Below are 25,980 nucleotides of genomic sequence, written 5' to 3' on the forward strand. Positions count from 1 at the left end.
GAAGACATCACATGACGACTTTTGCCGTCAGATTTCGTCACCAAAGGCGACGGAGGAATTGAAATCCAAAACTTCCTCCGGCCCCAAAAAGAACTCCTCCGACATCACCGAGGCGGAAAGAGCGGTCCAATTCCTCCGCCGCCATCTTTCAAGTCGGGGCGGCATCGCGGGTCGTTTTGGCCTTCGCCATCATCGAAAATTCGCGTCCGGCGCTCAACCGGCGGGCGCACGTCGTTATCAACAAGCTAAGGCTTAACCGCCGAAACAACAAGAAAAGGTGTAAAATGAACGTCAAAATGGAAGCTCTAGCCATTGAGCTTGAACAATCGAATGAATATCGCGTGCTTCGGCGGCTTCAGCCAAAGACAGAGTTCGAACAGTCCCGGGGGGAGAAGGCGTTCATCGGCGTCGTGCTGGATACCGAAACAACCGGGCTCGACCCAATGGCCGAAATCATCGAACTCGGCATGATCAAATTTTCCTATTCGCCGAAAACCGGCCATATCCTGAAAATCGTCGATCGCTTCAACGCCTTGCAGCAACCGAATTCGCCGATCCCACCTGAAATCACCCGCCTGACCAATATCACCGACGATATTGTCGCCGGCTGTAAGATCGATCCAGAAGCCGTTCAAGCTTTCGTCGCCGACGCCAAACTTGTTATCGCGCACAACGCGCGTTTCGACCGCCCGCTCGCCGAGCGGACATGGCCGACTTTAGCGGATAAAAACTGGGCCTGCGCTCTGGTGGAAATTCCTTGGCGGGAAAACAATTTCGAGAGCCGCAAACTCGGGCATTTGCTTGCCGAGCATGGCCTGTTTCACTCGGGTCACCGCGCCAGCGATGACTGCGAGGCGCTGCTACACCTTCTTTCTTTGCCGCTTGGCGCGACCGACGAACCGGCGTTCGCCCTCCTTCTTCAACATGCGCGGCAAACGACGGTGCGAATCTGGGCGCAAGGCGCGCATTTCTCGATGAAAGACATGTTAAAATTACGCGGTTATGCCTGGGCGGATGGCGCCAATGGCGCGATCAAGGCCTGGTGGATAGACGTCGCCGAGCAAGACTTGAATTCGGAGCTGGCTTTCTTGCGGGCAGAGGTTTTTCTAAATCCGAACTTTATCCCGCCCATGGCGACCATCACCGCGAAAGAACGTCATTCCGCGCGCATCATTCAACCGATTAAGCAAGGATTCGCTCCAGCCGCGCTTTCCGCTTTTCCCAATCTGGCATGACCCTCTCGAGCAAGTCGAAAAAGCGCGGCCCATGATGCGGCTCGGCCAAATGGCAAAGTTCATGCGTCACGACATAGTCGACCGCGTCGACCGGCGCCTCGATGAGCCGGATGTTCAGGACAAGGCGGCCTGACGGCGACATGGATCCCCACCGCTGCGACAACTGACGGATGATCAAAGCCTTTGGGCGAAAGGCTTCTGGATCGGCAAATCGCGAAATGCAATTCTCGATCCGGGCAGCAAATCGTTCGCGCGCCCGTTCACGATACCAGGCGACCAGTAGCTCCCGTGTCGCGTCCACCTCCGATGGCCGATGAGTCTGGACAACGATAAAGCCTCGTTCCAGCCGGACTTTGGCCTGAATGTGTTGGACAATTTTCAGTCTATATTGGCGTCCCAGATAAAGGTGCGTCTCTGCCGCCACATATTGGCGCTCGGGCGTTCGGGGGAGATATTGCGAAAAAAAGCGCTGCTGCCGCAGCACCCATCGGGCTCGCCTTCGGATTTTTTCTGCGATCGCCTCCTGTGTCGCGCCCATCGGCGCGGTGGCGACTACCGTGGCGTCGGGTTCGACCGCGATCTCCAGTGTGGCGCGGTCCCGCCGGCGGATTTCGACCTCGATGAGTTCGTCGCCATAACGGATCTGGATGCGTTCGCCCATCAGCCGGGAAACCTCGCGCGCGCCAGTTTCATCAGGCGATCTTCAAGATCGTTCATCGCCTCCAGCGGCAGTTCGATCCCTTTTTCGTCGCGCAGAACGTCGAAGAAATAATCGTCGATTGCGTTGCGCATGTCGTTTTGCACGACCTCATTCGACCAGACGCCGACGATGTGGCGTTTCTTGATGATGCCGATAAGAGTGAGCGCGATTGCCGCAATTTCATCCGCGCCGACGGCGACGCCGTCCTTGTCGGCGAGCGCCCCGTTCAGCAAACCGAAAAACGCCTGCGCATCATCATCGCTCCTTATCGGTGCGGGCACATCAAGACCGCGCTCTTTGCGCGCGACCTTGCTGGCGACGTCGATGACCCTCGCGAGATATTCGCGCTGCGACAGCCTCATCGCGCGATACTCGTTGATCGTCTCCTCCAGCAGCTCCGAAAACCGCCGATAAAAGGTCGGGTCTTCTTCCATTTTCTCGGTGATGACCCGGCGCGCGGCGCTGGCGATGCGATCGGCTTTGGACGCGTCGGTGACGCCCGTTTCCTCGACGACGGCCTTCAAAGCCTGCGGGTCATTGATATTGACGATCTCGATTATCGTCTCCGCCGGCATGGCGAAGACATGGTCATCGAGCAGTTTTTGAATCTTCGGCTCGAACTCCTTGATGTCGACAACTTCCTGATAGCGCAGCCGCACCGCCCGCCTCAGCTCGGAAAACTGCTTCCAATCCCTTTTGAAGCCGTCAATCTTGGTCTCGCTGAACACATCCAGCAGCTTGTCGGACGATAGCGAAATCAGCAGGCAGCGGCTGAAAGCGCTGAGCCGCTGATAGAAATCCTCGCGCATAGCCTCGTCGGCGAGAAACTGTTCAAATGCCTCCATATCTTTCTTGTTCTTGACCGGTTTGAACAGGTCCCACAGCTGGTTGTGCAGCTGCGGCAGCTTGCGGATTTCCTCGCGGACATCCTGCAAGGCCCCGGCGATATCGCCAGGGTCGTAGCCCTGAAAAGCGCTATAGGTCGTCAGCGCCGTGTCGAGTTCGCCGAGCAGTCCCTCGTAATCGACAATGAAGCCGAAATCCTTCGGCCCGACGCCGTCCTCGCAAAGCCGGTTCACCCGCGCGATGGCCTGGAGCAGATTATGTTCGCGCAGGGTTTTGCACACATAGAGCACCGTGTTGCGCGGGGCGTCGAAGCCCGTCAGCAGCTTTGACACCACAATCAAAATTTCCGGATCGCCCGGCCCGTTGAAGGCGTTGGTGATCTGCCGGTTATAAGCGTCCTCGGTCTTGTAACGCGCCATCTGCTTTTCCCAGAAGGCGCGCACGAGGTCTGTCGACGCCTTGTCGACCTCTTCATTTCCTTCGTTGTCGTCGGGCGGCGAGATGATGATTTCGCTGGTCACATGGCCGATTTCGTCGAGCACTTCCTTGAAGCGCACCGCCGACGCCTTGTTCGGCGCCACGAGCTGCGCCTTGAATCCCGTGCCCTGCCAGAACTGGCGGTAATGTTCGGAGATATCGAAGGCCTTGGCGCGGATCGCCTGACCGGTCTTGGCCAGCGCATCCATGCGCGAAAATTTCCGCTTCAGGTCGGCCTTTTGCTGGTCGCTCAACCCCTCGCTGATTTTTTCGAACCATTTGTCGATGACGGCGCCGCTGATCTGCTGCTCGACGAAACGGCCCTCATAGAGCAGTGGCACGACGGCGCCGTCGGCCACGGCTTCGTCGATGGCGTATTTGTGGATCAGGCCGCCGAAGGTGGAGAGCGTGTTCTTGTCCTTCTTCAACAGCGGCGTGCCGGTGAAGCCGATGTAACAGGCTTTTGGCAGCAGCCGCCGCATTTTTCCCGCGAACTGGCTGTGGCCGCCCATGCGTCCGGTCTGGGTCCGATGGCCCTCATCGACCAGCACGAAAATATTGGCGTCGCCGTCCGCCGCCTCGGCGCCGCGCAAGGCGGAATCGAATTTGTTGATGATGGTGGTGATCAGCGGTTTCTTGTTGGCGATCAGTTGCAACAGATGCGACCCGCTCGTGGCGCGGATCGGCTCCATCTCGCAGGCTTTGAAAGTGTCCTTGATCTGGGTGTCGAGATCGTCGCGGTCGGTGACGATCATAATGCGGGGGTTGACGATGTCCTTGTCGAACACCAGCGCCTTGCCCAGCATCACCATGGTCAGCGATTTCCCCGACCCCTGGGTGTGCCAGATCACGCCGCCCCGGCGGGCGCCGTTGAGGTCGAATTTTTTCAGGCGCTCGACCGCCTTGGCGATTCCAAAAAATTGCTGATGGCGGGCGATCTTTCGGACGCCGCCGTCAAACACCGTGAAACGCCGGACAAGGTCGAGCAGGCGTTGCTGCCGGCACAGCGCGAAAATGGTCCGGTCCTGCGGGCTGATTTCGCGAGGCCCTTCCGCCCGCATGGCGTCAAAAAACGGTCGCGCCTCGGCGAAATCGCCGGAGAAAACGACGTCGGCTTGCTGAGCCGTCAATGAGCGATTGGCGAAACCCGCGATGGCCTCGTCCTTGTCTTCGTCGTCGCGCCAATGCGCCCAGAATTTTTTCGGCGTGCCGACCGTGGCGTATTGCGCTTCCTGCCGGTTCATAACCATCAGGAGTTGGGCGAAATGGAAAAGCTGCGGGATATTGTCTTCGCTTTGATAGGCGATCAGCTGGCTTTCGGCCTTTTGCAGGCTTTCCGTCGGGCGCTTGTTTTCGATGACGAGGAAGGGCACGCCATTGACGAAACCGACGATGTCGCAACGGCGCGTCTGCGAGTTGCCCGTCCGCTCGACGGAAAATTCGGCGGTGACGTGAAAGGCGTTGTTTTGCGGCTCGTCCCAGTCGATGAAGCGGAAGGAATAGCTCTTGCTGTCGCCGTCGATGGTCTTGGTGATGGTCGTGCCAAGCACCAGAGTGTCGTAAATTTCCTGATTGGTGGCGCGCAGACCTTTCAGCCGGTCGGGAGTCGGCTTCAGGCGGCGGATCGCCTCATGGGCATCGGCCAGATCGAAGCTATATTCGCGGCCCTTGTGGGTGAAACGGTTGATCTGCAACAGCCGGTCGGCGAGAATCTCGTCCAGCACGACGTTGCGCAAACGGTCGCCGCGCAACACCGTCGCCCGCGCCTGCGGCAAGGGCTGAAAACCGAGCGCGACCAGCATCTGTATCGCCGGGATTTGGGATTGCGCCAGCTCGGCGGCGTCGAACGTCATCCGCCGTCTCCAGCCATCAAGCTCGCCAAGCCGCCGCGCGCGGCTATAATTTCAATCTGCGCCTTGATGACTTTGTCGATTTCGCTGTCCACTGTGTATACGGCCGAGACAGCGCAATGCACGCGGCCGTCTTTCAGATATTGCCGCGCTTTCTCGCGGGCGCCTTTCGTGCTCGGTTTGAAGACCGCGACCGAAAGTCCCCCTTGGTCGCGGACAAGCCGGAAGCAGGGAATATCTGTGGAGCCGTCACCGATGAAAACCATGTTTTCAAACGGAACCATGCGATCCTTCTTCTCGACGAATTTGTTGACCGTCGCGTTGTCGCTAAGGTCATGCGCTCCCTTGTTGATACGAAACAGATACTGCGTCTTGGTCGTGTAATTCACGGCGAGAGCCGGCCATGCGGCGACGCCGTGCTGATCGAACAAATATTTCGACGCGTAAACTCGCGCGAATTTCGACGCGATTTTCGTTCCCTCAAATATCTCGGCGTTGCCGGACGAGATCAAATAATGCTCGATCTTGACGCCCCTCGCCCGCCCATATTCCGTGATCCGATCGAACCAGTCGACGACGCCGTCGAACAGGGTGATCGCCTTGCCCTGCGCCTTGAAGTCGTCCCGCCGAACCGGAACCGGCGTGCTGGCGGCAGCGGCTTTCTTCAACATCAAGTTCATGTAGACGAGTACTTCGTCGGCTTGATGCTCCTTGGTCAGCCGCTTCACCTCGTTCCAGAATGCTTTGGGCTTCATGCCAATATCCGGCAGAAATTGATGCTCCTGCATGTTGCCGGGCGCCAGCGTGCCGTCGAAATCATAGGCAATCGCCATGGGAATGTGTTTTTTGGCCAAAGGGATTCTCCTTAAATTTTCACGCGCCATTCGCCTGTCAGCAGCTTTTGCATCAGGCCGCGTTTCTGGCGCGAGAGAAGGTCGACTTCGGTTTCCGTGAGGTCGATTTGGCGGCGGGCGGCGTCCAGAACCTCGACGATGGCGAGCTGTTCGTCATAGTCGGGCAAGGGCAGGTTCAGCGCGGCGAAATCGTCGTAATAGATGCGCAGGCGCACGCTTCCGGCGCCGCCCGCGTTGATGTGGTGGGCCCAAAAGTGCGTCTTGCGTAAATGTTCGAGATAGTCGGGGCTGAGTTTGCCTTTTTCACAAATAAACAGGACGTAATCGGGGCTGACGAGGACATCGGACTCCAGCGTGGACAAGGCGATGGAGCCGATGTTGATGCGCATCGGATTATAGGCGAAGCCGAGCGGCGGCAGCACTTTATAGCGCGACAGGTCCGCGCCGATGGTTTGGTCGCGCATGGGCACGATGCCATTGGCTTTGGTCACTCCCATCACGGCGTCCCGACCGAGGCGCCCGCCGACGTTGCGCGCCGTCACTTCGCGCGTCACATCGCCCAGCCGCCGATGACGCCAATTTCGGCGCGCGCCAATGTTGCGCCGCCGGCCGAAAATCAGATCGTCCGCCAGACCGGAATATTGCCGCTCGCCCGCGATGCGCAGCGCTTCGAGCTTTTCGATGGCGTAGTCCCACGTTTGAAGGATTGCAGCGATTTTGCGTTGCTCGATCAACGGCGGAAGCGGAATTTGAATTTCTGAAACAATGCCTGCGCTAAGGTTATCTTGTCCCCCCGTATTAGACAGAGACCGAATGGAATCGTAAGAGCCTCTCAGACATTGGTAGACAAACCAAGTGTCTAATCCATTTTTTGGCTGAATTGCGGCGCATGCTTGGTTCGTCGCAGCATCAATACCAAGAATACCTACCTTCCCTCTTGTAACTCCCTGACCATAAAGAGCGATAAGTATCGTGTTTTTAGAAAAGATTTTGGCTGCCGAATTTTTCAAACCAAGTTCCGTTATCTTCTCATTGGATTTCAGAATTGTTGAATAATTTACTTCTGCCGTCGTGACCCACGGAATAGTCCCGCCCTCCCAATAAGCACTATTTTTGCGATCGGGAGTGCCTCCCGACTGAATTTTCGCAAGCTGTCCTAATGGCAGCGATCGCCAAATTTGAATCTTGTCACGCATCGCCGCCACCCTTTCCCCGACCCTTGGCGGCATCGGCAATCTTTTCAAGCTCGGAAATATCCGCCTCATCCGCCGCCAAAGCCTCGGCGGCGCGGCGGTTTGCGTCGAAAATCTCGAACCGTTCCGCCGCCAACCTTTGCGCAACATCCATGCGCAATTTGCCGGCGTGTTTCAGCACGTCGCGTTCGTTGAATTTCAGGAAACCATCGAGCTTTTCCGCCCATTCCGCCATGGTCACCGGGCGGCGGCGTTTGGCCTGATCCTCGGCGTAATCGAGATACATCACGACGATGCGGTTGAGTTCCTCCACCTCCTCGGCTCCGAGATAATTTTTTGCGGTTCCGACATCGCCCTTGCGGACGACAAGACCTTTCCAGTTGCTCAGCCCCATGTTCGGCGCCTTCGGATCGGCGCGATGGTCGATCAATTCGGCGGCGGTCTTGCCGGTCACCGCCCAGATCATCTTGTTCTGGACCTTTTTGAAAAACGCGCGCGAGGCGTCCGACTCCTTGTCGTAATCGACGGCGGTCGCATAGAGGTCGCGCACCTTCTGATAAAAACGCTTTTCCGACGCGCGAATGTCGCGGATGCGGGCCAGCCACTCGTCGAAATAATCATATGGCTCCGCTTGCTTGAGGCGGGCGTCGTCCATGGCGAATCCCTTGGCCAGATATTCGCGCAATATGGTCGTCGCCCAGCGCCGGAATTTGACGCCGCGCGGGGAGCGGATGCGGTAGCCGACCGAGAGGATCACGTCGAGATTATAGGTATCGACCTCACGTTCGACGTTCCGCGTCCCCTCTTTTTGAACTATCCGGAATTTCCGGATAGTTGCCCCCGGGTCGCATTCCCCTTCCGCGAAAAGGTTCTGGATATGCTCATTGATAGTGCGCACATCCTTGTCGAACAATTCGGCAATCTCCCGCTGGCTAAGCCAGACGGTTCCATCGACCGCCCGCAGCTCGACCGTCGTGGCGCCGTCCTCGGTCGAATAAAGGATCAGCTCGCCTTCAGACATCGACGCCGAGTTCCTTCAGATAGCCGGCCATGCGCTGCCGGACCTCGACCAGTTCGGATTCGATCCGGTTGATGTCCTTCTGCAGGGCGGCGACGTCGATTTCCTCCTCCGGCACAAAGGTGTCGACATAGCGGGGGATATTGAGATTGAAATCGTTGTCGGCGATTTCCTCCGGCTTGGCGCGGTGGGAATATTTTTCGATCTCCGCGCGGGTCCGGTAGGTCTCCAGCACCTTTTCGATATGCGCTTCGTCCATGACGTTCTGCGTCTTGCCGGGCGAAAATTCCTTGCTGGCGTCGATGAACAGCACGTCTTTTCGCGCCTCATTGGCGCCGCCCATTTCGCGGGAGCGGTCGAACACCAGAATGGCCACGGGAATGCCGGTGGTGGTGAACAGATTGGCCGGCAGCCCGACGACGGCGTCCAGAAGATTTTCCTCGATCAGCGCCTTGCGGATGGTTCCCTCGCCGCCGCCACGAAACAGCACGCCATGCGGCACGATCACCGCGACGCGGCCGCTCTCGCGCCTGGCGATCTCGATCATGTGGGTAATGAAGCCGTAGTCTCCCTTGGACTTTGGCGGGACGCCGCGCCAGAACCTTTTATAGGGATCGGCGGCGGCGTGCTCGGCGCCCCATTTGTCCAGCGAGAAAGGCGGGTTGGCGACGACGATGTCGAAGACCATCAGGTGATCGCCCTCGATCAGCGCCGGGCTGTTGAGCGTGTCGCACCATTCGATGCGCGCCGCGTCCTTGGAGTGCAAAAACATGTTCATGCGGGCGAGCGCCCAGGTGGCGCCATTCACTTCCTGTCCGAACAGGGCGAAATTGTCGGAGCCGACCTCCTCCGCCGCGCGGATAAGAAGCGAGCCGGAGCCGCAGGCCGGATCGCAGATGGTGTCGCCGGGCTTGGCGGCGGCGAGCTTGGCCAGCAGGCGCGACACGGCGGCGGGAGTATAGAATTCGCCGGCCTTCTTGCCCGCATCTGAGGCAAAACGGGAAATCAGGTAGATGTAACACTCGCCGATGATGTCCTCGGTGACGCGCGAAGGGCGGAGATCAAGCTCCGGCTTGGCGAAATCCTCCAGCATGTTCTTGAGGCGCCGGTTCCGGTCTTTGACACGGCCGAGATTGGATTCGGAATTGAAATCGATGTTGCGGAAGACGCCTTCTAGCTTGGCGCGGTTGGTGTCCTCGATTTTTTCCAGGGCGATATTGATGAGATCACCGATGTTGGCCTCGGACCGCTGCGCATAGAGATCATAGAAGCTGGCGCCCACCGGCAGCACGAAGCGCTCACGCTCAAGGCGGCGGCGGATGCGGGCTTCGTCGCCGCCATATTGCTTGCGGTAGGATTCGACGTGGTCCTGCCAAAGGTCCGAAACATATTTCAGAAACAGCATGACAAGGATGTAGTCCTTGTATTGCCCGGCATCGACGACGCCGCGGAACGTGTCGCAAGCCGACCACGCCGCCTGGTTGATCTGTTGCTGGGTGACATTGTCGGTCATTTGCGGTTGCCTGACGTTTTGGAAATGCGGGGGCGTGGCTTGTCCAGATGCTTGCCAAGATTCTCGGCCAGATCGACGAGGCGACGGGTAACGATTTGTCTTTGCTTTTCGGCCAGATCGAGCGTGAGTTGGCGCTCCTGACGGGCCAGGCGGTCGATTTCGACGATGCGCCTTTGAGTGGCGACGGGGGGAATGTCGAGGTCCAGCGTTTCAAGGGTCGATCTCGAGATCATGCGCATGTTGCCGCCCTGCGCCTCGCAATCGAAATGGCGTTGCGCCGGCGCCTGGTTGATCGCCCAGGCAAGAAAATCAGGGATCACGACACTGGACTTTGGTCGCAGAATGAAAAGCGGCATCACCGCCAGCGCGGGCTCAGACAAAGCGGCGTCTATGGCGGAAGCCACGTTCCAGTCGCCGCGCGACCGGAAAACCACATCGCCGGGGTGGACGAAATACTTTTCGGCGGCGGCATCCATGACGACACGGCTCATTCGGGTAATGTCCACCGTGCCGTCTTGCTCGATATCGCGCAATTGAATCGTCAGCACGCCGCCCGAATCGGTCGGCTCAAGCCGGGATCTGGCCGTAAACCCCGGGGAAATCGAACAAATTGAGGACAAAAGCACGATTCGACTCGCTGTAGAAACAATTACAGCATCTCATATTTCCGGATTTTGTCAACCGCGAATCGCAATAGGTGCACCTACTGCAAAACATTATTGAGACCTGTTCCCATCCTGCTTTCCCATTCGAGCCTGCTGAAGCGCGCAATTCAGGCGGTAAGCGGTGACATTGGCGTCGATTTCCGACTCGGTCACCTCGACGACAGCCTCTTCCCCGTCCGGCCGGCGCTTGACCACACTCCAGCTTGTCTTCGCCGTGACGATATATTGCTCGTCGTCCAAGTCAGCCATATTGCAAACAAAAGTCGCCCATTTGTCCATCAGAACCCGGCGCTTTTCGAGCAGATCGCCCCGGCGATAAGCCCGCGCGGTTTTCGATTTGATGACGTGCGCAAGGGCCATTTCGCTGACTTCGAACGGCGTGTCCGTTTCCTCGCAAGCCCAATCATCGAAACTTGAACGGAAGCCGTGGCCAGTAACGTCAGCGTAGCCCATTCGCTCAATGATCTTGAGAAACGTCATATTTGACAAAGGCTTTCCCCGATTCCGGCCAGGAAATACGTAGGGATTGGCGGGATTGCGCGTTGCCAATGCCTCTTGAACTATTTCCAAAACCCTGGGCGAAAGCGGCACCCGGTGCGAGCGCTCAGCTTTCATCCGTTCGGGCGGAATGGTCCAGATCGCCTTCTCGAGGTCGAATTCCTCAAACTTCGCGCCGATTGTTTCCCCAGTCCGGGTTGCCGTCAAAATCATGAACTCGAATGCGCGCGAAGCCAATGTGCCATTCAACCGCAATTTCGCAACAAAACCGGGGGTCTCGGGGTAGTCCAACGCGGCGTGGTGGTTTTCTTCACCCTTCTTGTGATTGAGAAGGAGGTGTTCGAGATTGCCCTTCCATCGCGCCGGATTATCGCCGGCGCGCAACCCTTTGACCCTTGCGGCATCCAGCACTTCCTCTATGCGTCCGCGCAGCCGTCGCGCCGTCTCCGGAATCTCCGACCAAATCGGCCTAAGCACCTCCTGGAGGTCGCTAACGGTGATCTCGTTGATCGGTTTCGACCTAATTGGCTCGGCGTAGTCGGTCAGCGTCATGCGCCATTGAGCGACATGCTTGGGGTTTTTCCACCCAGCCTCATGGTCGTTGACATATTGGTCCGCAAATTCACCGAAGCTTTGCGTTTTGACAATGACCCTTTCCGTGTGGCGCTCATCCAACGGATCGCGCCCTCTTTGCAAGTGCTCGCGGGCTTCGGCGGCGAGATCTCGGGCCGTCGCCAGCGAGACTCCATTGCGTCCGGCTGGCCCTAGACCCATTTCGCGCTGCTTGCCGTTAGGCGCCCGGTATATGAAGGCCCATCTGCGAGCGCCCGACTCGGAAACGACCAGATAGAGATTGCCACCATCCGAATGCCGACCATGCGGCATGGTGGAAACCTGCTTTGCACTAAGGATGCTGAAATTTTGCGCCATGGTTGCACCGGCCATTAACCCCAGCAACAACCCTAGCGCAAGTTTGCGTGTGGGTGCAATTCCATGCGCTCGTGTGCGCATGGGTGCATTTCATATCATTGTTTTTATTAGTTTTAGCGTCTTAGCTCAAATGAATGGGCGTTGATCTGGCGGAGGGAGCGGGATTCGAACCCGCGATACGGTTTCCCGTATACACACTTTCCAGGCGTGCGCCTTCAACCACTCGGCCACCCCTCCGTTTCGCCGGCGGAGAACAGCCCGGACGAATTTGGCGTCTTTATAGCCGCCTGCCGCGCCAGCGCAAGGCAATCCCGAGCGGTTACGCAAATCTTTCACGGCCTGCAATGCTTGTGACAGGGCGCGGGCGCTCCCCGGCGCACTTCGAGACGCCGCTTTCAGCGGCTCCTCAGGCAGAGGGCCAAATTATTGCAATATCGAGTTTCTAAGCCTTCGGCGCGGCTTTCAGCTCTACCCGATCGCTGGTGGCGGTCACCTGAACCTCCATGCCGCAAGAGCGCGCGACCAGGCCGGTGAAATAAGGCTGGATGCCGTGGGCGTCCACCGCGCCGCTTTCGGACCGCCCTTCGAGCAGGTCCGCGACATGGCTCGCCAGTTTCAGATTGGGGCCCTTGACCGCCACCGAAATGCGCGAATCGTCGCCCTCGCCCTCGATGACGACATCCATCGCGCCGCCGCGCGGGATGCAGGCGCCGGCGATCAGGCACAGATTGAGCGCCAGCTTGACCTTGTTCTTGGGCATATAGGCGCGCGGAGAAGTCCAGTTCAATTGCGTGCGCTCGTCGGCGATGAGGCCGCGCGCCACTTTTTCGGCGTCGCCGGTGTCGATCGAGGCGCCGGCGGACCCCGCCGCGCCAAAAGCCAGACGGCAGAATTGCAACCGCGCCGAGGCCGTCTGGGCGCTCTTGCGGATCAGGTCCATGGCGAATTCGCGCATGCCCTCGTCCTTGTCCTCCTCCAGCACCTCAAGCCCGTTGACAATGGCGCCGACCGGACTGATGACGTCGTGGCAGACCCGCGAACATAACAGGGCCGCAAGGTCGAGCGAATCGAGCGCAAGTACGTTCATGGAGAGATGTTCCGGATGTTTGGCGAATCAATTGGCTTGAGCGGGGCTGACAGGTCAAAAGAATAGCTTGATTTCGCCCTTCGCAGTACCGAAATGTCGGAATTCGTCCGCAAAACGACGCGGCGGGAGAAGATCGCCCTCGCGCCGAAAGCTGCGGCGATAGCACGCTTTCACCGGTGAAGGCGGGAACTTATGCAGGAAAAATGGTTAGCGAGACGTTAGCGGGGATGGCGACGAGCGACGGATCGCCGGAAGACGAGGCGCTCGCGGAAATTTTCGCGAATCTGGCGCTCGAAGCCGGCAAGGCGATCATGCGTGTTTACGAGACCGATCCCCACAGGCGCCTCAAAGGCGATTCGAGCCCGGTTTGCGACGCCGATCTGTTCGGCGAAGAGATCATTCTGAAGGGTCTCGCCCGCCTCGCGCCCTTTCCCGTGGTCGCCGAGGAACAGGCCGCGCGCTATGAGACGCCCGTCGTCGCTGGCGGCGATTTCATCCTCGTCGACGCCCTCGACGGCACCAAGGAATTCCTGCTGCATCACGATTCCTTCACCGTCAACATCGCGCTGATCCGCGCCGGCGCGCCGGTCGCGGGCGTCGTCTACGCTCCGGCCCGCCGCGAGCTTTATCTGGCCGGACGCTTTGCCCGCCGCTGTTTCGCGTCGCCGGGCGAAAGGCCGCCGCCGGCCGAGCACTGGCGCCGGCTCGGCGTCCGGACGATGCCGCGCGCCAACGCCAAGGCCTTGATCAGCCGCCAGCACAGCGACGTCGAATCCGAATCTTTTCTGCACCAGCTCCCGGTCACGCAGGTGGTTTCGAGTTCCTCCTCGCTCAAATTCTGCCAGATCGCCGCCGCCGAGGCGGATGTCTATCCGCGCTTCAGCCGCACCATGGAATGGGACATAGCCGCCGGCGACGCCGTTCTGCGCCGCGCCGGCGGCGTCGTCGCCGACGTTTCCGGCGCGCCCGTAACCTACGGGCATGCGGCGCAGAATTTCGCCAATGGCCCGTTCATCGCCTGGGGCGACCCCATCGCCGCCAAATTATACGCCCGGTTGCGGGCGGGCGGGGCCAAGCGTTAACCGGACGTTCACCCTGCCGGCCAATACTTGCGCGCCGGGGCGGCGGTTCGGGAGCATCAGCAAATGAGCATGGTTTCGCGACGCGGCGCCTTCGACAGGGTCCGGCGCGTCTGGATCGCCGGGCTGGTTCTGGCGCTGGTCCTTGCCGGCGCGCCGGCCTTCGCTCCCCTGGCCCGGGCGCAGGAGCGCGAGCGGCCGATCCCCTATTCCGACAATGAACTGATCGGCAGCGGCCATCGCTTTTTCGGCGGCCTCGCGCGCGGCCTCGCCGAGGCGATCCAGTCCGCGACCAAACGCTGGGGCCAGCCCAACGCCTATGTGCTCGGGCAGGAGGCCGGCGGCGCCTTTTTCGGCGGGCTGCGCTACGGCGAAGGCACGATGTACACCCGCAACGCCGGCGACAAGAAGGTGTTCTGGCAGGGCCCGTCGCTCGGGGCGGATTTCGGGGCCGACGGCGACCGCACCATGATGCTGGTCTATAATCTGCCTTCGACCGATGCGATCTTCGACCGCTTCGGCGGCCTCGACGGTTCGGCCTATCTGGTCGGCGGCTTCGGCATTACCGCCCTGGGCGCCAACGGGATATTGGTCGTGCCGATCCGCACCGGCCTTGGCGCGCGGCTCGGCGTCAATCTCGGCTATCTCAAATTCACCCGGAATTCGACGTGGAATCCGTTCTGAGTTTCGCCACCCCGAACCGGACGCCCCGGCCGCTTTGCAATGGCGCGGCAAAAATGTCAGGGTTCGGGCGGCGCGACGGGCGAAATGCCGGCGCCGTTTCGCGGGTTGAAGCAACTTGGTCGAACAAATCGTCTATTTCACTCTGGGCTTCGTGCTTTGCGGTCTGATCGGCCTCGCCTTTCTGCCGCTGGTGTCGAGGCGCGCGCGCCGGCTGACGCTGACGCGGATCGAGGCCCGCCTGCCCTTGACCTTTGCGGAAATCGAAGCCGAGCGCGACCTGTTGCGCGCCGGTTTCGCCGTCGAGAAACGCGCGCTGGAAATCGCGGCGGAACAGGCGAAGGCCGAGCGGGCCGCCGATTCCGCCGAACTCGGCCGCCGCGCCGTCGCGGTGATGCGCGCTACCGAACATTTGCAGCAGACCGAAAGCCTGTTGCGCGACCGCGACGGGCAATTGGCGAAATCGCTGGAATTTGGCGAAAAGACCCGCGCCGAACTGCTCGAAACCCAGGAATCGCTTGCCGCGCGTGAGGCGGAACTGACGCAGAAGAACGCCGATTACGACCTTCTCGCGCAGGCGCGCGAACAGGCCGACCAGCGCGTCCTGGGCCTGGAGGCGGCTCTGGCCTCCGCCAATGCCGATCTCGTTGACGCGCGCGCCAAAGGGGAGGCCGTCGAGGCGGCGCGGCGCGAAACCTTCAATCGCGCCGAACATCTGGCCGAGCAGGTCAAATCGCTGACCCTGGCGCTCGCGGAAGTCCAGCGGCGCAATGGCGAATTCGAGGCGCGCCGCGTCCGCCTGCTGGCGAAAATCGCTGCTGAACGGCGGCGCGGCGACGAACTCGAAAACGTCAATCTGAGCATGCGCCGAATCATTGCCGAACACCCGGCGCAGGGGCGGACGGGAAACCCCGCGCCGGGGCCAAATGACGCGGCGGCGGACGGCGCGGAGGGGGCCGGCGCGGCGGCGGGCGCCAATGGCGCGGCCTTTCCGTTCAGCGCGGACAAGGACATGCTCGACCTGCGCGAGGCCATCGCCAGGATCGGCCGGCAGGTGGCCCGGCTCGACGCGGCGACGGATTGACCGCGCCCGCGCGGTGCGGCGCGTTCAGGCGGTGCGGCGTTTGGCGGGCCGCGCGAGATCGTTGAAAAACAGCGCCTGGCTGACGATCGCCTTCACGGTTTCGGCGCGGAACGGCTTTGCGATCAGGAAGGCCGGCTCAGGCCTCTGGCCGGTCAGCAGGGTTTCGGGATAGGCGGTGATGAAGATCACCGGGACGCCGAAGGTTTCGAGAATCTCGTTGACCGCGTCGAGCCCGGAACTGCCGTCCGCCAGTCTGATGTCGGCGAGCACCAGCCCCGGTCGCGACGCGCGCGCCAGAGCCACCGCCTCGACCCGGGTGCGGGCGAGGCCCACCACCTCGTGACCAAGGCTCTCGACCAGATTTTCCAGATCCATGGCGATCAGCGGCTCGTCCTCGATGATCGCGACGCGGGAGGCGACCTGCGCGCCGATCTCGCGCCCCGCCAGATCGACGAGACGGTCGAATTCCGCGCTTTCCAGCCCGAGAATCCAGGCTGCGCGCGCCGCGTCGAAACCTTCCACCGCCGTCAGCAGGAAGGCCTGGCGCGGCAAGGGCGTGATCGCTTCGAGACGCTTGTCGGGCAGCGTCGCCGCCGCGACGCCGGCGCTGGCCCGGCCATTGAGCGGCACGGCGTTCCAGATGCGCGAGAACAGGCGATAGGTTTCTTCGCGCGGCTCCGCGTCGCGGTCGAACAGATAGGGCTCGGCAAGCAAGGCTTCGAGCAGGGCCGCGACATAGGCGTCGCCGCTGTGCTGCGAGCCGGACAGCGCGCGGGCATAGCGCCGCAGCAGCGGGATTTGCGGACCGATCAGGCTGGATAGGGACATGAGAGTCTTGGCCTTGTCATGACAGGCGATTTTCGCTGCCTTCAACGATAAGGATCGCGCGTGGAACGAACGGACCGACCGTGGGGAACGCATGTTAGCGCGAAACGGCCCAGCCTGACAGTGCCGCCGGAACAATTCTCCGCGAGCGAAGTTGAACCCTCGAAATCAGGGCGTGTATCTTCAGTCCGGCGTCAGGTCCGCGGTTGACTTCGAGACTGCTGTTTCTCCCATTGGCGGCAAAGAGTTGCGGTGGGGCGACGGCCCGCATAAACTGAGCGTCGGAATAACGCTTGCCGGGCTTTCGGGGCCCGCGACGGACGGACCGTCGCGGAAGCCGACATAGGCGGGCGCAGGGGATGGATGGCATGAGCGATAGCGGCGACAATAATAATAATAACAACAAAGCGGCCGAGCCCACGCTGGAGCCGCTTTTGCAGGCGCATATCGGCAAGCAATTGAAGGAAATGTTCGGCGCCATGGCGCGCGAACCCGTGCCCGAAAGATTCAAGCTGCTGCTTGACCAACTGGAAGCCGCCGAAAAGCGCAAGCCTGTCGCAGAGCCCGCGGGCCGCGAGGCCGGAGCTAAATGAACGAAGCAAGTCGTCCCCGGCTCAAAGACCTGTTGCTGGCGGAGATTCCCTCCTTGCGCGCCTTCGCCCTTTCCCTGACCGGCAGCAGCGACCGCGCCGACGATCTGGTGCAGGACACGTTGATGAAATCCTGGGCCAGCGCCGCCTCTTTCATGGAGGGGACCAATATGCGCGCCTGGCTGTTCACCATCATGCGCAATACGTTTTTCAGCCAGTATCGCAAGGCGCGCCGGGAGGTTCAGGACGTCGACGGCGAGGCGGCGGGGCGGCTCGTCGCCTTGCCCGACCAAATGGCGCATCTCGATTTCATCGACTTCAAGGCCCAACTCGACCGCCTGCCTCCCGACCAGCGCGAGGCCCTGGTGCTGATCGGCGCGTCCGGCTTTTCCTATGAAGAAGCGGCGGAAATCTGCGGCTGCGCGGTCGGCACCATCAAGAGCCGGGTCAATCGCGCGCGCCGTCGGCTGACAGAATTGCTGTCGCTGCGTTCGGTCGAGGAATTCGGCCCCGATCCGGTGCTCGCCGGCGCCGTCGAGTCGCGACGCGAAGACTAAAAGCTTGAAACAAAAGAGCATCTTGCCGCAACGGCGCGACAGGATAATAATGCGGGTGTTCGAGCCCTCGGCCCTTGCGCCGGAAGGATGCGAAAATGGCCGCCTTTTCCCGCCTCCGCCTCGCCTTTTTTGCCCTGGTCCTCGGTTTTTCGACCTGTCTGGCGGCGGCTTCGCCCTATGCCAACGACGATCTCGCCAGTTCCGCGATCCGGTTGCAGCAAAAGCTGCTCGGCCAGAGCGCCGATCTGCGGGCGCAAAATTCGCTTACGGAATTGCGCCGGCGGGCGTCAGCCGCCGCCCTCAAGGGCGACCCCATCGAAACCCTGCCGCTGTTCTCGGCGATCGCCGCCGCCGCGCCGGAAAACCCCGCCGACTGGCTGGCTTTGGCCCGCGCCTCGCTGGCTGCGTCCCTTGCCGCCGCGCAAGCCAAGGATGAGGAAGCCGAGCCGCTCAAGGATCAGGCCCAGGCTGCGGCATATCTGAGCTATCGCCATGCGCGCGGAAAATCGGACGAGGCGGCGGCGCTCGCGCTGATCGGCGAGATTTTCGCGCAGCGCGAAGCCTGGCGCGACGCTCTCAACGCCGACCGCTCCAGCCTCGACGCCGCGCCCGACGCCACCTTGCGTAAAACCTATGACGAGCTGCGCGAAAAATACGGTTTTCGCGTGCTTGATTACAAAATCGACAATGAATCGGCGCGGCCGCGCGCCTGTTTCAATTTCTCCGAGGATCTCGCGCACAACCGCAACGATTTCGCGCCCTTCGTCACCCTCGCCGGCCAAAGCAACGCCGCCATTTCCAGCGAGGACCGGCAGATCTGCGTCGAGGGCCTCAAGCATGGCCAGCGCTATTCCATCGGCCTGCGGCAGGGCCTGCCCTCCAATGTCGGCGAGGCGCTCGCGCGCAACCAGGATTATGACATTTACGTGCGCGACCGTTCGCCGCAGGCGCGGTTCACCGGCCGCAATTATGTCCTGCCGCGCATCGGACCGGAAGGCGCGCCGGTGGTTTCGGTCAATACGTCGAAGGTGAAGATCGAAATTTTCCGCGTCGGCGACCGCAATCTGCTGCCGACCATCCGCAGCCAGGACTTCCTGTCGCAGCTTTATGGCTTTCGCCTGCGCCAATATGGCGAGCAGGACGGCGACAAAATCTGGTCGGGCGTCATGGAGGTCAAGCCCGAACTCAATCGGGACGTCGTCACCGATTTTCCGGTGCTCGAAGCGCTCGGCGAGCCCAAACCCGGCGTCTATGTGATGAGCGCCAGCGCCGCCGACGATCTCGCGGCTTCCGACGACGAGTCCTATGGGCTCAAAGCCACCCAATGGTTCGTCGTCTCCGACCTCGGCCTGACGGCCCTGACCGGCGCCGACGGCGTGACCGTGCTGGCTCGTTCGCTCGCCTCCGCCGCGCCGATGGCCGATGTCGAAGTGCGGCTGATCGCCCGCAACAACGAAGTGCTGGCGGTCGAGAAGACCGACGCCGCCGGCGTCGCCCGATTCGCGCCCGGTTTTTCGCGCGGGACGGGCGGGCAGGCGCCTGGTCTTGTCGTCGCCGGCGACGGCAGGCAGGATTATAATTTTCTCGACCTCCAGCAGACGCCGTTCGATCTGACCGATCGCGGCGTCAAGGGCCGCGCGCCGCCAAAAGCGCTCGACGCCTTCGTCTATGCCGAGCGCGGCGTCTATCGCTCGGGCGAGACCGTCCATCTCGCCGCCTTGCTGCGCGACAATCTCGGCGTCGCCGCCGCCGCGCCGCTGACTTTGGTGGTCAAGCGCCCCGATGGCGTCGAGTACAGGCGACTTGCGCTGCCCGATCAGGGCCTTGGCGGGCGCGTCTTCGATCTGGTCCTGCCCGCCGACGCCGCCTCGGGCGGCTGGAGCGTCCAGGCCTTCGGCGATCCGAAAAGCCCCGCCATCGGCGAGGCGAGCTTCCTCGTCGAGGATTACGTTCCCGAACGGATGGATATGGCGGTGACCCCCAAAGCCGCCGCCGTGCGCGCCGGGCAGACCCTGCCGGTCGAGGCCAAGGTCCGCTATCTCTATGGCGCGCCGGGCGCCGGTCTGACCATATCAGGCGCGGTCGAAATCGAGGCGGCGGCCGATCACGGCCTGCCCGCGCTGAAAGGCTATGAGGCCGGCGTCGCCGACGAGGATTTTTCCAACGTCCGGAACGATATCGACGAAAACGCCGAAACCGACGCCAAAGGCGAGGCGACGATCGAGGCGGCGATTCCGCAGGTCAAGGCGACACGGCCGTTGCAGGCGAAAATTTCGCTGCGCGCCGGCGAGGCGGGCGGACGCGCCATCGAGCGGATCGTTTATGCGCCCTTGCTGCCGAATGGCGCGCTGATCGGCGTGAAAAAGGATTTCGGCAATCTGAGCGAGGGCGCCAAGGCGACGTTCGACGTCATCGGCGTCGGTCCCGACGGCCTGCGGGCGAAACGTCATGGCGCCCATTGGTCGCTCTACCGGATCGACAATAATTACCAATGGTACAAGCAGGACGGGCGCTGGAATTTCGAACAGGTGAAATCCTCCTCGCGCGTTTCCGAGGGCGCCGTCGAACTCTCGCCCGACGCGCCGGCGAAAATCGCGGCGGTCGTCGGCCTCGGCCATTACCGGCTCGACCTGCGCGACGATATTTCCGCCGAGGCCCAGACTTCGGTGACCTTCGATGTCGGCTGGTCGGGCGAAGCGCGGGCGGAGACGCCCGACCTGCTCGACGTGACGCTCGACAAGCCGGCCTATGGCGCCGGCGAGACGATGAAACTGAAGATTTCCGCGCGCTCCGCCGGCAAGGCTACGCTCGCGATCATCGGCGACGGCGTGAAGAAGATCGTGCTGGCGGATCTGGCCAAGGGCGACAATGAAATCGCCATTCCGGTCGGGTCGGACTGGGGCGGCGGCGCCTATGCGCTGGCGCTGGCGCACCGGCCGCTCGACAAGGCGGCCAATCGCATGCCCGGCCGCGCGCTCGGCATCGCATGGTTCGCCATCGATCCCGCCCTGCACAGGCTCGACATCGCGCTCGATGTCCCGGTCAAGGCGCGGCCACGCGAAAAATTGGTCGTCCCGGTGTCAATCAAGGGGCTGGCGCAAGGTGAGGAGGCCTATGTCACCGTGGCGGCGGTGGATGTCGGCATCCTCAATCTCACCCATTACCCGACCCCCGACCCGCGCGCCTGGTTTTTCGGCCAGCGGGCGCTGTCGAGTGAAATCCGCGACCTTTACGGCCTGCTGATCGACGGATTGCAGGGCGCGCGCGGACAAATCCGTCAGGGCGGCGATGGCGGCGGACCGGAGACATCGGCGGAAAAGCCGAGCCAGGAGCCGCTGGCGCTTTATTCGGGATTGGTAAAAGTTGGCCCCGACGGCAAGGCCAATGTCGCCTTCGAACTGCCCGCCTTCAACGGTTCGGTGCGGCTGACCGCCGTCGGCTGGTCGAAGGGCCGCGCCGGCTCGGCCTCCGCCGATGTGATCGTGCGCGACGCCGTCGTCGCGCAGGCCAGCCTGCCGCGATTCCTCGCGCTCGGCGACCGCTCGCGGCTCCATCTGCGCTTCGACAATGTCGAGGGCGCGGCGGGCGATTACCAGCTGACCCTCCATTTGAGCGGACCGCTGGCGAGCGACGCCGCGGGCCTGCGCCGCACGATCAAGCTCGCCGCCGGCGCCGGCGCGACGGTCGATATTCCGCTGACCGCCAAAGGCGTCGGTCCGGCGTCGGTCGATGTGCGATTGACCGGTCCGAAATTCGAGGCGACCCAGACTTTGGCGCTCGACGTCGAGGCCGGAACCAGCCCGCTGGTGCGGCGCAGCCTCCATGACATTCCCCGCGGCGACAGCCTCGTCCTGTCGGACGATCTGCTTGCCGATTTCATCCCCGGAACCGGCGTCGTAGCGCTCACCGTCGCGCCGCTCGGCGGCGTCGATGTCGCCAGCCTGTTGCGCGAACTCGACGCCTATCCCTATTCCTGTTCGGAACAGACGGTCAGCCGCGCGCTGCCGCTGCTCTATCTGAGCCGCCTGCCGAAGAACCAGCGTTTCGCTTTCGACGACGCCCTTCCCGCGCGTGTCGAGAGCGCCATCGCGCGGCTGCTGTCGCGCCAGGATTCGACCGGCGCCTTCGGCCTGTGGTCGGCCAATGGCGCGCAGGACGTCTGGCTCGACGCCTATGTCTCCGATTTCCTGACCCGCGCGCGCGAAAACAATTACGCCGTGCCGCAAAAAGCCATGGATCAGGCGCTCGACCGGCTGCGCAATTTTGTTGTCAATACTTCGGAAGTGCGCGCCGACAATGGCGCGGCGCTGGCCTATGCCGCCTACGTGCTGGCGCGCAACGGAAGGCCGGTGATCGGCGACCTGCGCTATCTCGCCGACGCAAGGCTCGACGCTTTCGACACCGGTTTTTCGCGCGCCCAGCTCGCCGCCGCGCTGTCGCTGCTCGGCGACCGCGCGCGCGCCGAAAAACTCTTCGCCGCCGCGTCGCAGATTTTACAGGACAGCAAGCCTTCCAGATACGATCGCGCCGATTTCGGCTCGCGCCTGCGCGACGGCGCCGGCCTGCTGGCGCTGGCCTCGGAGAGCAACGCCGACCCGGCCGTGATCGTCAAGGCGGCGCAGGTTGTCGAGGCCGCCAGCGCGGCGACGCCGAAAACCTCGACGCAGGAGGATAGCTGGATGATTCTGGCGGCGCAGGCCATGGCCGCCCAGTCGGAAGCGCAAGCCCTCGAAGTCGATGGCGCGCCAAAGAAAGGCGTCTATTCGGCGCGGTTCGACGGCGCGGCGCTGGCGGGCAAGCCGGTGACCATCGTCAACCGGGGGCAAGCCCCGGCGCGCGTCTCGATCACCGTTTCCGGCCGCCCGATCCTGCCCGAACCGGCCGAAGACCATGGCTACAAAATCGAACGCAGTTTCTATCGTCTCGACGGGACGCCGATCGAGCCCTACGCCATTCGGCAGAACGACCGTCTGGTCGTGGCGCTCAAGATCACCGAGTTGGAGGCGGCCCCGGCGCGGCTGATTCTGGTGGACCGTCTGCCGGCGGGACTCGAGATCGACAATCCCGACCTGTTCGACGGCGGCGCGGCGGAAAATCTCGACTGGGTCAAGGCCACGGTCGCGCCAAGCCATACCGAATACAAGGACGACCGCTTCGTCGCCTCCTTCGAGCGCGACGGCGCCGAAAAGGCGGAATTCGCCGTCGCCTATGTCGTGCGCGCCGTCAGCCCCGGCCAATATGTGCTGCCGCCCGCCAGCATCGAGGACATGTATCGGCCCGAACGCTATGGCCGCACCGGATTCGGCGCGGTGGAAATTTCCCAGGGCGCGAAAAAGTGATTTTGCATACCGACCGCCGCTGGCTTCAGGCGGCCCTCGTCACCGCCTTGCTCGGACTGGCGATTCCGGGCCTGTGGCTCAATATCCCGCGCCTGCTCGGTCCGCTCGATCTGTCGGCGCTGGAACGCGGCTCGACCGTGGCGCTGGCGCGCGACGGCGCGCTTCTGCGCGCGTTCGAGACGACGGAAGGGCGCTGGCGCCTGCCGGTCAAAACCGGCGATGTCGATCCGCGCTTTTTCACCCTGCTCAAGACCTATGAGGACAAGAGATTCGACCGGCACGGCGGCGTCGATTTCCTCGCCCTGCTGCGCGCCGGCTGGCAGGTCTTGCGTCATGGCCATGCCGTCTCCGGCGGCTCGACCCTGACCATGCAGGCGGCGCGATTGCTGGAGCCGCGCTTCGAACGCACCCTCGTCGCCAAGGCCCGGCAGATTTTGCGCGCCTTCGAGCTGGAGCGGCGTTTCTCCAAGGCGCAAATCCTCGATATCTATCTGGCGCTCGCGCCCTATGGCGGCAATCTCGAAGGCCTGCGCGCCGCGAGCCTCGCCTGGTTCGGCAAGGAGCCGCGCCGCCTGAGCGACGGCGAAGCCGCCCTGCTCGTCGCCCTGCCGCAGGCGCCGGAAGCGCGCCGGCCCGACCGTTCCGCCTCGCGCGCGCGGGCGGCGCGCGACCGCGTGATCGAACGCGCGTTTGCGGCTCATGTGCTGGACGCGGCGCAAACGCGCAGCGCCAAAGCCGAAAACGTCGTCGCCCTGCGCAAAAATTTTCCCGATCTCGCGCCGCACGCCAGCGAGGCGCTTTTTCGCGCCCATCCCGAGCGACGGATCTTGCATCTGACGCTCGACGCGCGGCTTCAGCGCAGTCTGGAAGTCCTTGCCCGCGAAAAGGCCGAAAAGCTCGGCGCAAAACTGACCGCGGCGATTCTCGTTATCGACAATTCTTCGGGCGAAATCCGCGCCCATGTCGGCGGCGCGGATTATTATTCGCAAGCGCGCGCCGGCGCGCTCGACATGACCAGGGCGCTGCGCTCGCCGGGTTCGACGCTGAAACCCTTCATCTACGCCATGGCTTTCGGCGACGGCGTCGCCCATCCCGAAACCCTGCTCGACGATTCTCCGGCGCGCTACGGGCTTTGGCGCCCGGTCGATTTCGACGAGAAATTTCACGGCTCGGTCACGGCGCGCGCCGCCTTGCAGCAATCGCTCAACCTGCCGGCGGCGCAATTGCTCAACGAGATCGGCGCGCCGCATTTTGTCGCGCGCCTGCGCAGCGCCGGAGTCACGCTGGTCCTGCCGAAGGAGTCCGACGCCGGTCTCGCCATCGGCCTCGGCGGCGTCGGCATTCGCCTGACCGATCTCGCCCGGCTCTATGCCGGTTTCGCGCGGGAAGGGCTTGTTCCCGATCTGGTGGAAAGTCTCGACGATCCGCCGGCGCCTTTGAAAAGCCGCCGCATCGCCGAACCGGGCGCGGCGTGGCAGGTCGCCGATATCCTGCGCTTCGCGCCGCCGCCCGACAATGCCCCGGCGGGCAAGATCGCCTTCAAGACCGGCACTTCCTATGGCTATCGCGACGCTTTGGCGATCGGTTTCGACCGCTCCCATACGGTGGCTGTCTGGGTCGGCCGCGCCGACAATGGCGCCGTCGCCGGATTGATCGGGCGCCAGGTCGCGGCCCCGATCCTGTTCGACATTTTCGCGCGCATCGGCGGGCCGAATGCGGTCGTGCCGCGCCCGGCCCATGTGTTGAGCGCGACCACCGCGACCCTGCCGCCGCCGCTGCGCCATTTGCGCCGCGACGGACCGAAAACCATCGCCGCGACCTTCACCAATCCGCTCAAAATCTTCTATCCGCCGGACGGCGCGCGCATCGACCTCGGAATTGCAAGCGGCGCCGGCAATGGCGCGGCGCTGGCGCTCAAGGCGCAGGGCGGCGCGCCGCCGCTGACCTGGATGGTCAATGGCGCGCCGCTCAAGGGCGAAGCCGTTGCGCCGAGCCAGCGCCACGAGGCGCGCTGGACGCCCGATGGCGCCGGCTTCGCGCGCGTCTCGGTGATCGACGCCAATGGCGCCAGCGACAGCGTTTCGGTGCGGCTGGAGTGAATGCTATTTCTGCGCCGCCGCTTGCTGGAAAGCGCAAAGGGCCTGCGCGTCGCGCGCGTCTTCCGGCAGGGCGGCCTCGCTGTCGCGGGCGGCGGCCGACGGCGCAAAGGCGACCGGGAAAACGGCCTCGAAAGGCGAAGCCAGTTCCATCGGCGGGTTTTCCGGCTCGCCCGCCGGGCCGGGGAAACTCCCGCCGCCCTCCGGCTTTTCCGATGCGGATTCGATCGCGTAAGGCTTGAGGTACGCCGATCTGAGCTTGTCCTTGCGCGACGCTCCGGCGGGATGGGTATAAGCGTCGAGAGCGTTCAACTGGGGCAAGTGCATGGCGCGTCTCCCCGATCGCAGCAGACCGGGTTTAACCGGCGCAGCTTGCGCGGGGCTTGCGCATGATGTGAAAATTTTCGGCGATTCAGCGTCGGTAATAGGTCGTCGGGTAATTATTGGTCGGATAATAGCTCGGCGTCGAATAGATCGGCGTGTCGTAGACCGGCGGGTCGATCGTCGGCGGGGGCGGGTTGTAGACCGGCGGCGCAGTGGCCGGCGCCACGACGGCGGGCGGCGCCGAAGACGGCCGGGCGTAATTTTGCGCCAGCGCCGGAACGCTCGCGACGGCGAAAAGCAGCAGGCTGGCGCGCAGGAACATGGCTGGTTTTCCTTCGATTTCGTCCGTTCCTCGTCATGGCTGGCGCCTGAGGATGTTCGGCCGACGGGAGGTCAATCTAGAGCAATCCCCGGCTAACCTGACGCATATCCGTCGTGAGCGAGATAATTTGCGCATTCTTGGGGTGTGAACTCGTCAAGAACGACGCCAATCCGGTCCCACAGTTTATCGACCGTTCGCTCCTTGGCCTTGCGCAGCA

General features: G+C 62.5%; 21 protein-coding genes, 1 tRNA gene and 1 pseudogene. 9 read left to right on the forward strand and 14 right to left on the reverse strand.

What is annotated here, in order from left to right:
* Positions 1-256: hypothetical protein (locus tag QZY01_RS16155; RefSeq protein ID WP_294539058.1), on the forward strand; the 256-nt coding region annotated here is incomplete at its 5' end.
* A 40-nt stretch (positions 257-296) separates the two neighbouring features.
* Positions 297-1,235, forward strand: coding sequence for a 3'-5' exonuclease (locus QZY01_RS16160; RefSeq protein WP_294539108.1), 939 nt, complete (start codon positions 297-299; stop codon positions 1,233-1,235).
* Here QZY01_RS16160 and QZY01_RS16165 read toward each other — a convergent pair.
* The 10 genes from QZY01_RS16165 to QZY01_RS16210 form a co-directional block, all read right to left on the reverse strand.
* On the reverse strand, positions 1,183-1,896 hold the full coding sequence (locus tag QZY01_RS16165; RefSeq protein WP_294539060.1) for a SprT family zinc-dependent metalloprotease: 714 nt from the start codon (positions 1,894-1,896) through the stop codon (positions 1,183-1,185). The genes QZY01_RS16160 and QZY01_RS16165 overlap by 53 nt on opposite strands.
* On the reverse strand, positions 1,896-5,111 hold the full coding sequence (locus tag QZY01_RS16170) for an HsdR family type I site-specific deoxyribonuclease (protein WP_294539063.1): 3,216 nt from the start codon (positions 5,109-5,111) through the stop codon (positions 1,896-1,898). The genes QZY01_RS16165 and QZY01_RS16170 overlap by 1 nt, the downstream gene beginning before the upstream one ends.
* Positions 5,108-5,962, reverse strand: a complete 855-nt coding sequence (locus QZY01_RS16175; protein WP_294539065.1) for an HAD family hydrolase — start codon at positions 5,960-5,962, stop codon at positions 5,108-5,110. The genes QZY01_RS16170 and QZY01_RS16175 overlap by 4 nt, the downstream gene beginning before the upstream one ends.
* Positions 5,963-5,973: 11 nt before the next feature.
* Positions 5,974-7,158, reverse strand: a complete 1,185-nt coding sequence (locus tag QZY01_RS16180) for a restriction endonuclease subunit S (protein ID WP_294539068.1) — start codon at positions 7,156-7,158, stop codon at positions 5,974-5,976.
* On the reverse strand, positions 7,151-8,176 hold the full coding sequence (locus tag QZY01_RS16185; RefSeq protein ID WP_294539070.1) for a virulence RhuM family protein: 1,026 nt from the start codon (positions 8,174-8,176) through the stop codon (positions 7,151-7,153). Before QZY01_RS16185 ends, QZY01_RS16180 begins: the two co-directional genes overlap by 8 nt.
* On the reverse strand, positions 8,169-9,686 hold the full coding sequence (locus QZY01_RS16190) for a type I restriction-modification system subunit M (RefSeq protein ID WP_294539073.1): 1,518 nt from the start codon (positions 9,684-9,686) through the stop codon (positions 8,169-8,171). The genes QZY01_RS16185 and QZY01_RS16190 overlap by 8 nt, the downstream gene beginning before the upstream one ends.
* The gene (locus QZY01_RS16195; RefSeq protein WP_294539076.1) at positions 9,683-10,312 is read right to left on the reverse strand and encodes a restriction endonuclease subunit S; all 630 of its coding nucleotides are present in this window, start codon (positions 10,310-10,312) and stop codon (positions 9,683-9,685) included. Before QZY01_RS16195 ends, QZY01_RS16190 begins: the two co-directional genes overlap by 4 nt.
* Positions 10,313-10,402: 90 nt before the next feature.
* Positions 10,403-11,860 carry an integrase arm-type DNA-binding domain-containing protein gene (locus tag QZY01_RS16200; protein ID WP_342394904.1) on the reverse strand — a complete coding sequence of 486 codons (1,458 nt, stop codon included), beginning with the start codon at positions 11,858-11,860 and terminating at the stop codon, positions 10,403-10,405.
* Positions 11,861-11,926: 66 nt separating this feature from the next.
* Positions 11,927-12,016, reverse strand: a tRNA-Ser gene (locus QZY01_RS16205).
* Positions 12,017-12,221: 205 nt separating this feature from the next.
* The gene (locus QZY01_RS16210; RefSeq protein WP_294539078.1) at positions 12,222-12,866 is read right to left on the reverse strand and encodes a histidine phosphotransferase family protein; all 645 of its coding nucleotides are present in this window, start codon (positions 12,864-12,866) and stop codon (positions 12,222-12,224) included.
* A gap of 227 nt (positions 12,867-13,093) precedes the next feature.
* Between QZY01_RS16210 and QZY01_RS16215 the strand changes: the two genes are divergently transcribed.
* The 3 genes from QZY01_RS16215 to QZY01_RS16225 all read left to right on the forward strand — a co-directional run bounded on the left by QZY01_RS16215 (position 13,094) and on the right by QZY01_RS16225 (position 15,710).
* Positions 13,094-13,948 (forward strand): inositol monophosphatase family protein, encoded by an 855-nt coding sequence (locus QZY01_RS16215; protein WP_294539081.1) that lies wholly within the window; start codon positions 13,094-13,096, stop codon positions 13,946-13,948.
* 63 nt (positions 13,949-14,011) lie between these two features.
* Positions 14,012-14,629: a DUF1134 domain-containing protein gene (locus tag QZY01_RS16220; protein WP_294539083.1), complete on the forward strand. Its 618-nt coding sequence runs from the start codon at positions 14,012-14,014 to the stop codon at positions 14,627-14,629.
* A 115-nt stretch (positions 14,630-14,744) separates the two neighbouring features.
* Positions 14,745-15,710 (forward strand): hypothetical protein, encoded by a 966-nt coding sequence (locus QZY01_RS16225; RefSeq protein WP_294539086.1) that lies wholly within the window; start codon positions 14,745-14,747, stop codon positions 15,708-15,710.
* Positions 15,711-15,734: 24 nt separating this feature from the next.
* Here the strand turns inward: QZY01_RS16225 and QZY01_RS16230 are convergent, their stop codons facing one another.
* The gene (locus QZY01_RS16230) at positions 15,735-16,538 is read right to left on the reverse strand and encodes a response regulator (RefSeq protein WP_294539089.1); all 804 of its coding nucleotides are present in this window, start codon (positions 16,536-16,538) and stop codon (positions 15,735-15,737) included.
* 365 nt (positions 16,539-16,903) lie between these two features.
* On the opposite strand from QZY01_RS16230, the gene QZY01_RS16235 reads away from it, so the two are divergent.
* From QZY01_RS16235 to pbpC, 4 genes are all read left to right on the forward strand, one after another.
* Complete coding sequence (locus QZY01_RS16235) at positions 16,904-17,128, forward strand: NepR family anti-sigma factor (protein WP_294539092.1); 225 nt, start codon at positions 16,904-16,906, stop codon at positions 17,126-17,128.
* Positions 17,125-17,682, forward strand: a complete 558-nt coding sequence (locus QZY01_RS16240) for a sigma-70 family RNA polymerase sigma factor (RefSeq protein WP_294539096.1) — start codon at positions 17,125-17,127, stop codon at positions 17,680-17,682. Before QZY01_RS16235 ends, QZY01_RS16240 begins: the two co-directional genes overlap by 4 nt.
* Before the next feature lie 95 nt (positions 17,683-17,777).
* Positions 17,778-23,021 (forward strand): alpha-2-macroglobulin, encoded by a 5,244-nt coding sequence (locus QZY01_RS16245; RefSeq protein WP_294539099.1) that lies wholly within the window; start codon positions 17,778-17,780, stop codon positions 23,019-23,021.
* Between the two features lie 47 nt (positions 23,022-23,068).
* Entirely contained in the window at positions 23,069-25,120 is a 2,052-nt protein-coding gene (gene pbpC, locus QZY01_RS16250) for a penicillin-binding protein 1C (protein WP_294539111.1), read from the forward strand.
* Between the two features lie 3 nt (positions 25,121-25,123).
* Here the strand turns inward: pbpC and QZY01_RS16255 are convergent, their stop codons facing one another.
* The 3 genes and pseudogenes from QZY01_RS16255 to QZY01_RS16265 form a co-directional block, all read right to left on the reverse strand.
* Positions 25,124-25,444, reverse strand: a complete 321-nt coding sequence (locus QZY01_RS16255) for a hypothetical protein (RefSeq protein WP_294539102.1) — start codon at positions 25,442-25,444, stop codon at positions 25,124-25,126.
* An 85-nt stretch (positions 25,445-25,529) separates the two neighbouring features.
* On the reverse strand, positions 25,530-25,763 hold the full coding sequence (locus QZY01_RS16260) for a hypothetical protein (RefSeq protein WP_294539105.1): 234 nt from the start codon (positions 25,761-25,763) through the stop codon (positions 25,530-25,532).
* Positions 25,764-25,855: 92 nt separating this feature from the next.
* Positions 25,856-25,980, reverse strand: a pseudogene (locus QZY01_RS16265) (IS630 family transposase); the annotation flags it as partial.

The organism is uncultured Rhodoblastus sp. (assembly GCF_903903185.1).
GTDB lineage: Bacteria > Pseudomonadota > Alphaproteobacteria > Rhizobiales > Beijerinckiaceae > Rhodoblastus.

Excerpts from the sequence above, each read along its gene's own strand:
- QZY01_RS16160 (WP_294539108.1), top strand. The coding sequence starts at position 297 with ATGGAAGCTCTAGCCATTGAGCTTGAACAATCGAATGAATATCGCGTG.
- QZY01_RS16165 (WP_294539060.1), bottom strand. The coding sequence starts at position 1,896 with ATGGGCGAACGCATCCAGATCCGTTATGGCGACGAACTCATCGAGGTC.
- QZY01_RS16170 (WP_294539063.1), bottom strand. The coding sequence starts at position 5,111 with ATGACGTTCGACGCCGCCGAGCTGGCGCAATCCCAAATCCCGGCGATA.
- QZY01_RS16180 (WP_294539068.1), bottom strand. The coding sequence starts at position 7,158 with ATGCGTGACAAGATTCAAATTTGGCGATCGCTGCCATTAGGACAGCTT.
- QZY01_RS16185 (WP_294539070.1), bottom strand. The coding sequence starts at position 8,176 with ATGTCTGAAGGCGAGCTGATCCTTTATTCGACCGAGGACGGCGCCACG.
- QZY01_RS16190 (WP_294539073.1), bottom strand. The coding sequence starts at position 9,686 with ATGACCGACAATGTCACCCAGCAACAGATCAACCAGGCGGCGTGGTCG.
- QZY01_RS16200 (WP_342394904.1), bottom strand. The coding sequence starts at position 11,860 with ATGCGCACACGAGCGCATGGAATTGCACCCACACGCAAACTTGCGCTA.
- QZY01_RS16210 (WP_294539078.1), bottom strand. The coding sequence starts at position 12,866 with ATGAACGTACTTGCGCTCGATTCGCTCGACCTTGCGGCCCTGTTATGT.
- QZY01_RS16215 (WP_294539081.1), top strand. The coding sequence starts at position 13,094 with ATGGCGACGAGCGACGGATCGCCGGAAGACGAGGCGCTCGCGGAAATT.
- QZY01_RS16220 (WP_294539083.1), top strand. The coding sequence starts at position 14,012 with ATGAGCATGGTTTCGCGACGCGGCGCCTTCGACAGGGTCCGGCGCGTC.
- QZY01_RS16230 (WP_294539089.1), bottom strand. The coding sequence starts at position 16,538 with ATGTCCCTATCCAGCCTGATCGGTCCGCAAATCCCGCTGCTGCGGCGC.
- QZY01_RS16235 (WP_294539092.1), top strand. The coding sequence starts at position 16,904 with ATGAGCGATAGCGGCGACAATAATAATAATAACAACAAAGCGGCCGAG.
- QZY01_RS16240 (WP_294539096.1), top strand. The coding sequence starts at position 17,125 with ATGAACGAAGCAAGTCGTCCCCGGCTCAAAGACCTGTTGCTGGCGGAG.
- QZY01_RS16245 (WP_294539099.1), top strand. The coding sequence starts at position 17,778 with ATGGCCGCCTTTTCCCGCCTCCGCCTCGCCTTTTTTGCCCTGGTCCTC.
- QZY01_RS16255 (WP_294539102.1), bottom strand. The coding sequence starts at position 25,444 with ATGCACTTGCCCCAGTTGAACGCTCTCGACGCTTATACCCATCCCGCC.
- QZY01_RS16260 (WP_294539105.1), bottom strand. The coding sequence starts at position 25,763 with ATGTTCCTGCGCGCCAGCCTGCTGCTTTTCGCCGTCGCGAGCGTTCCG.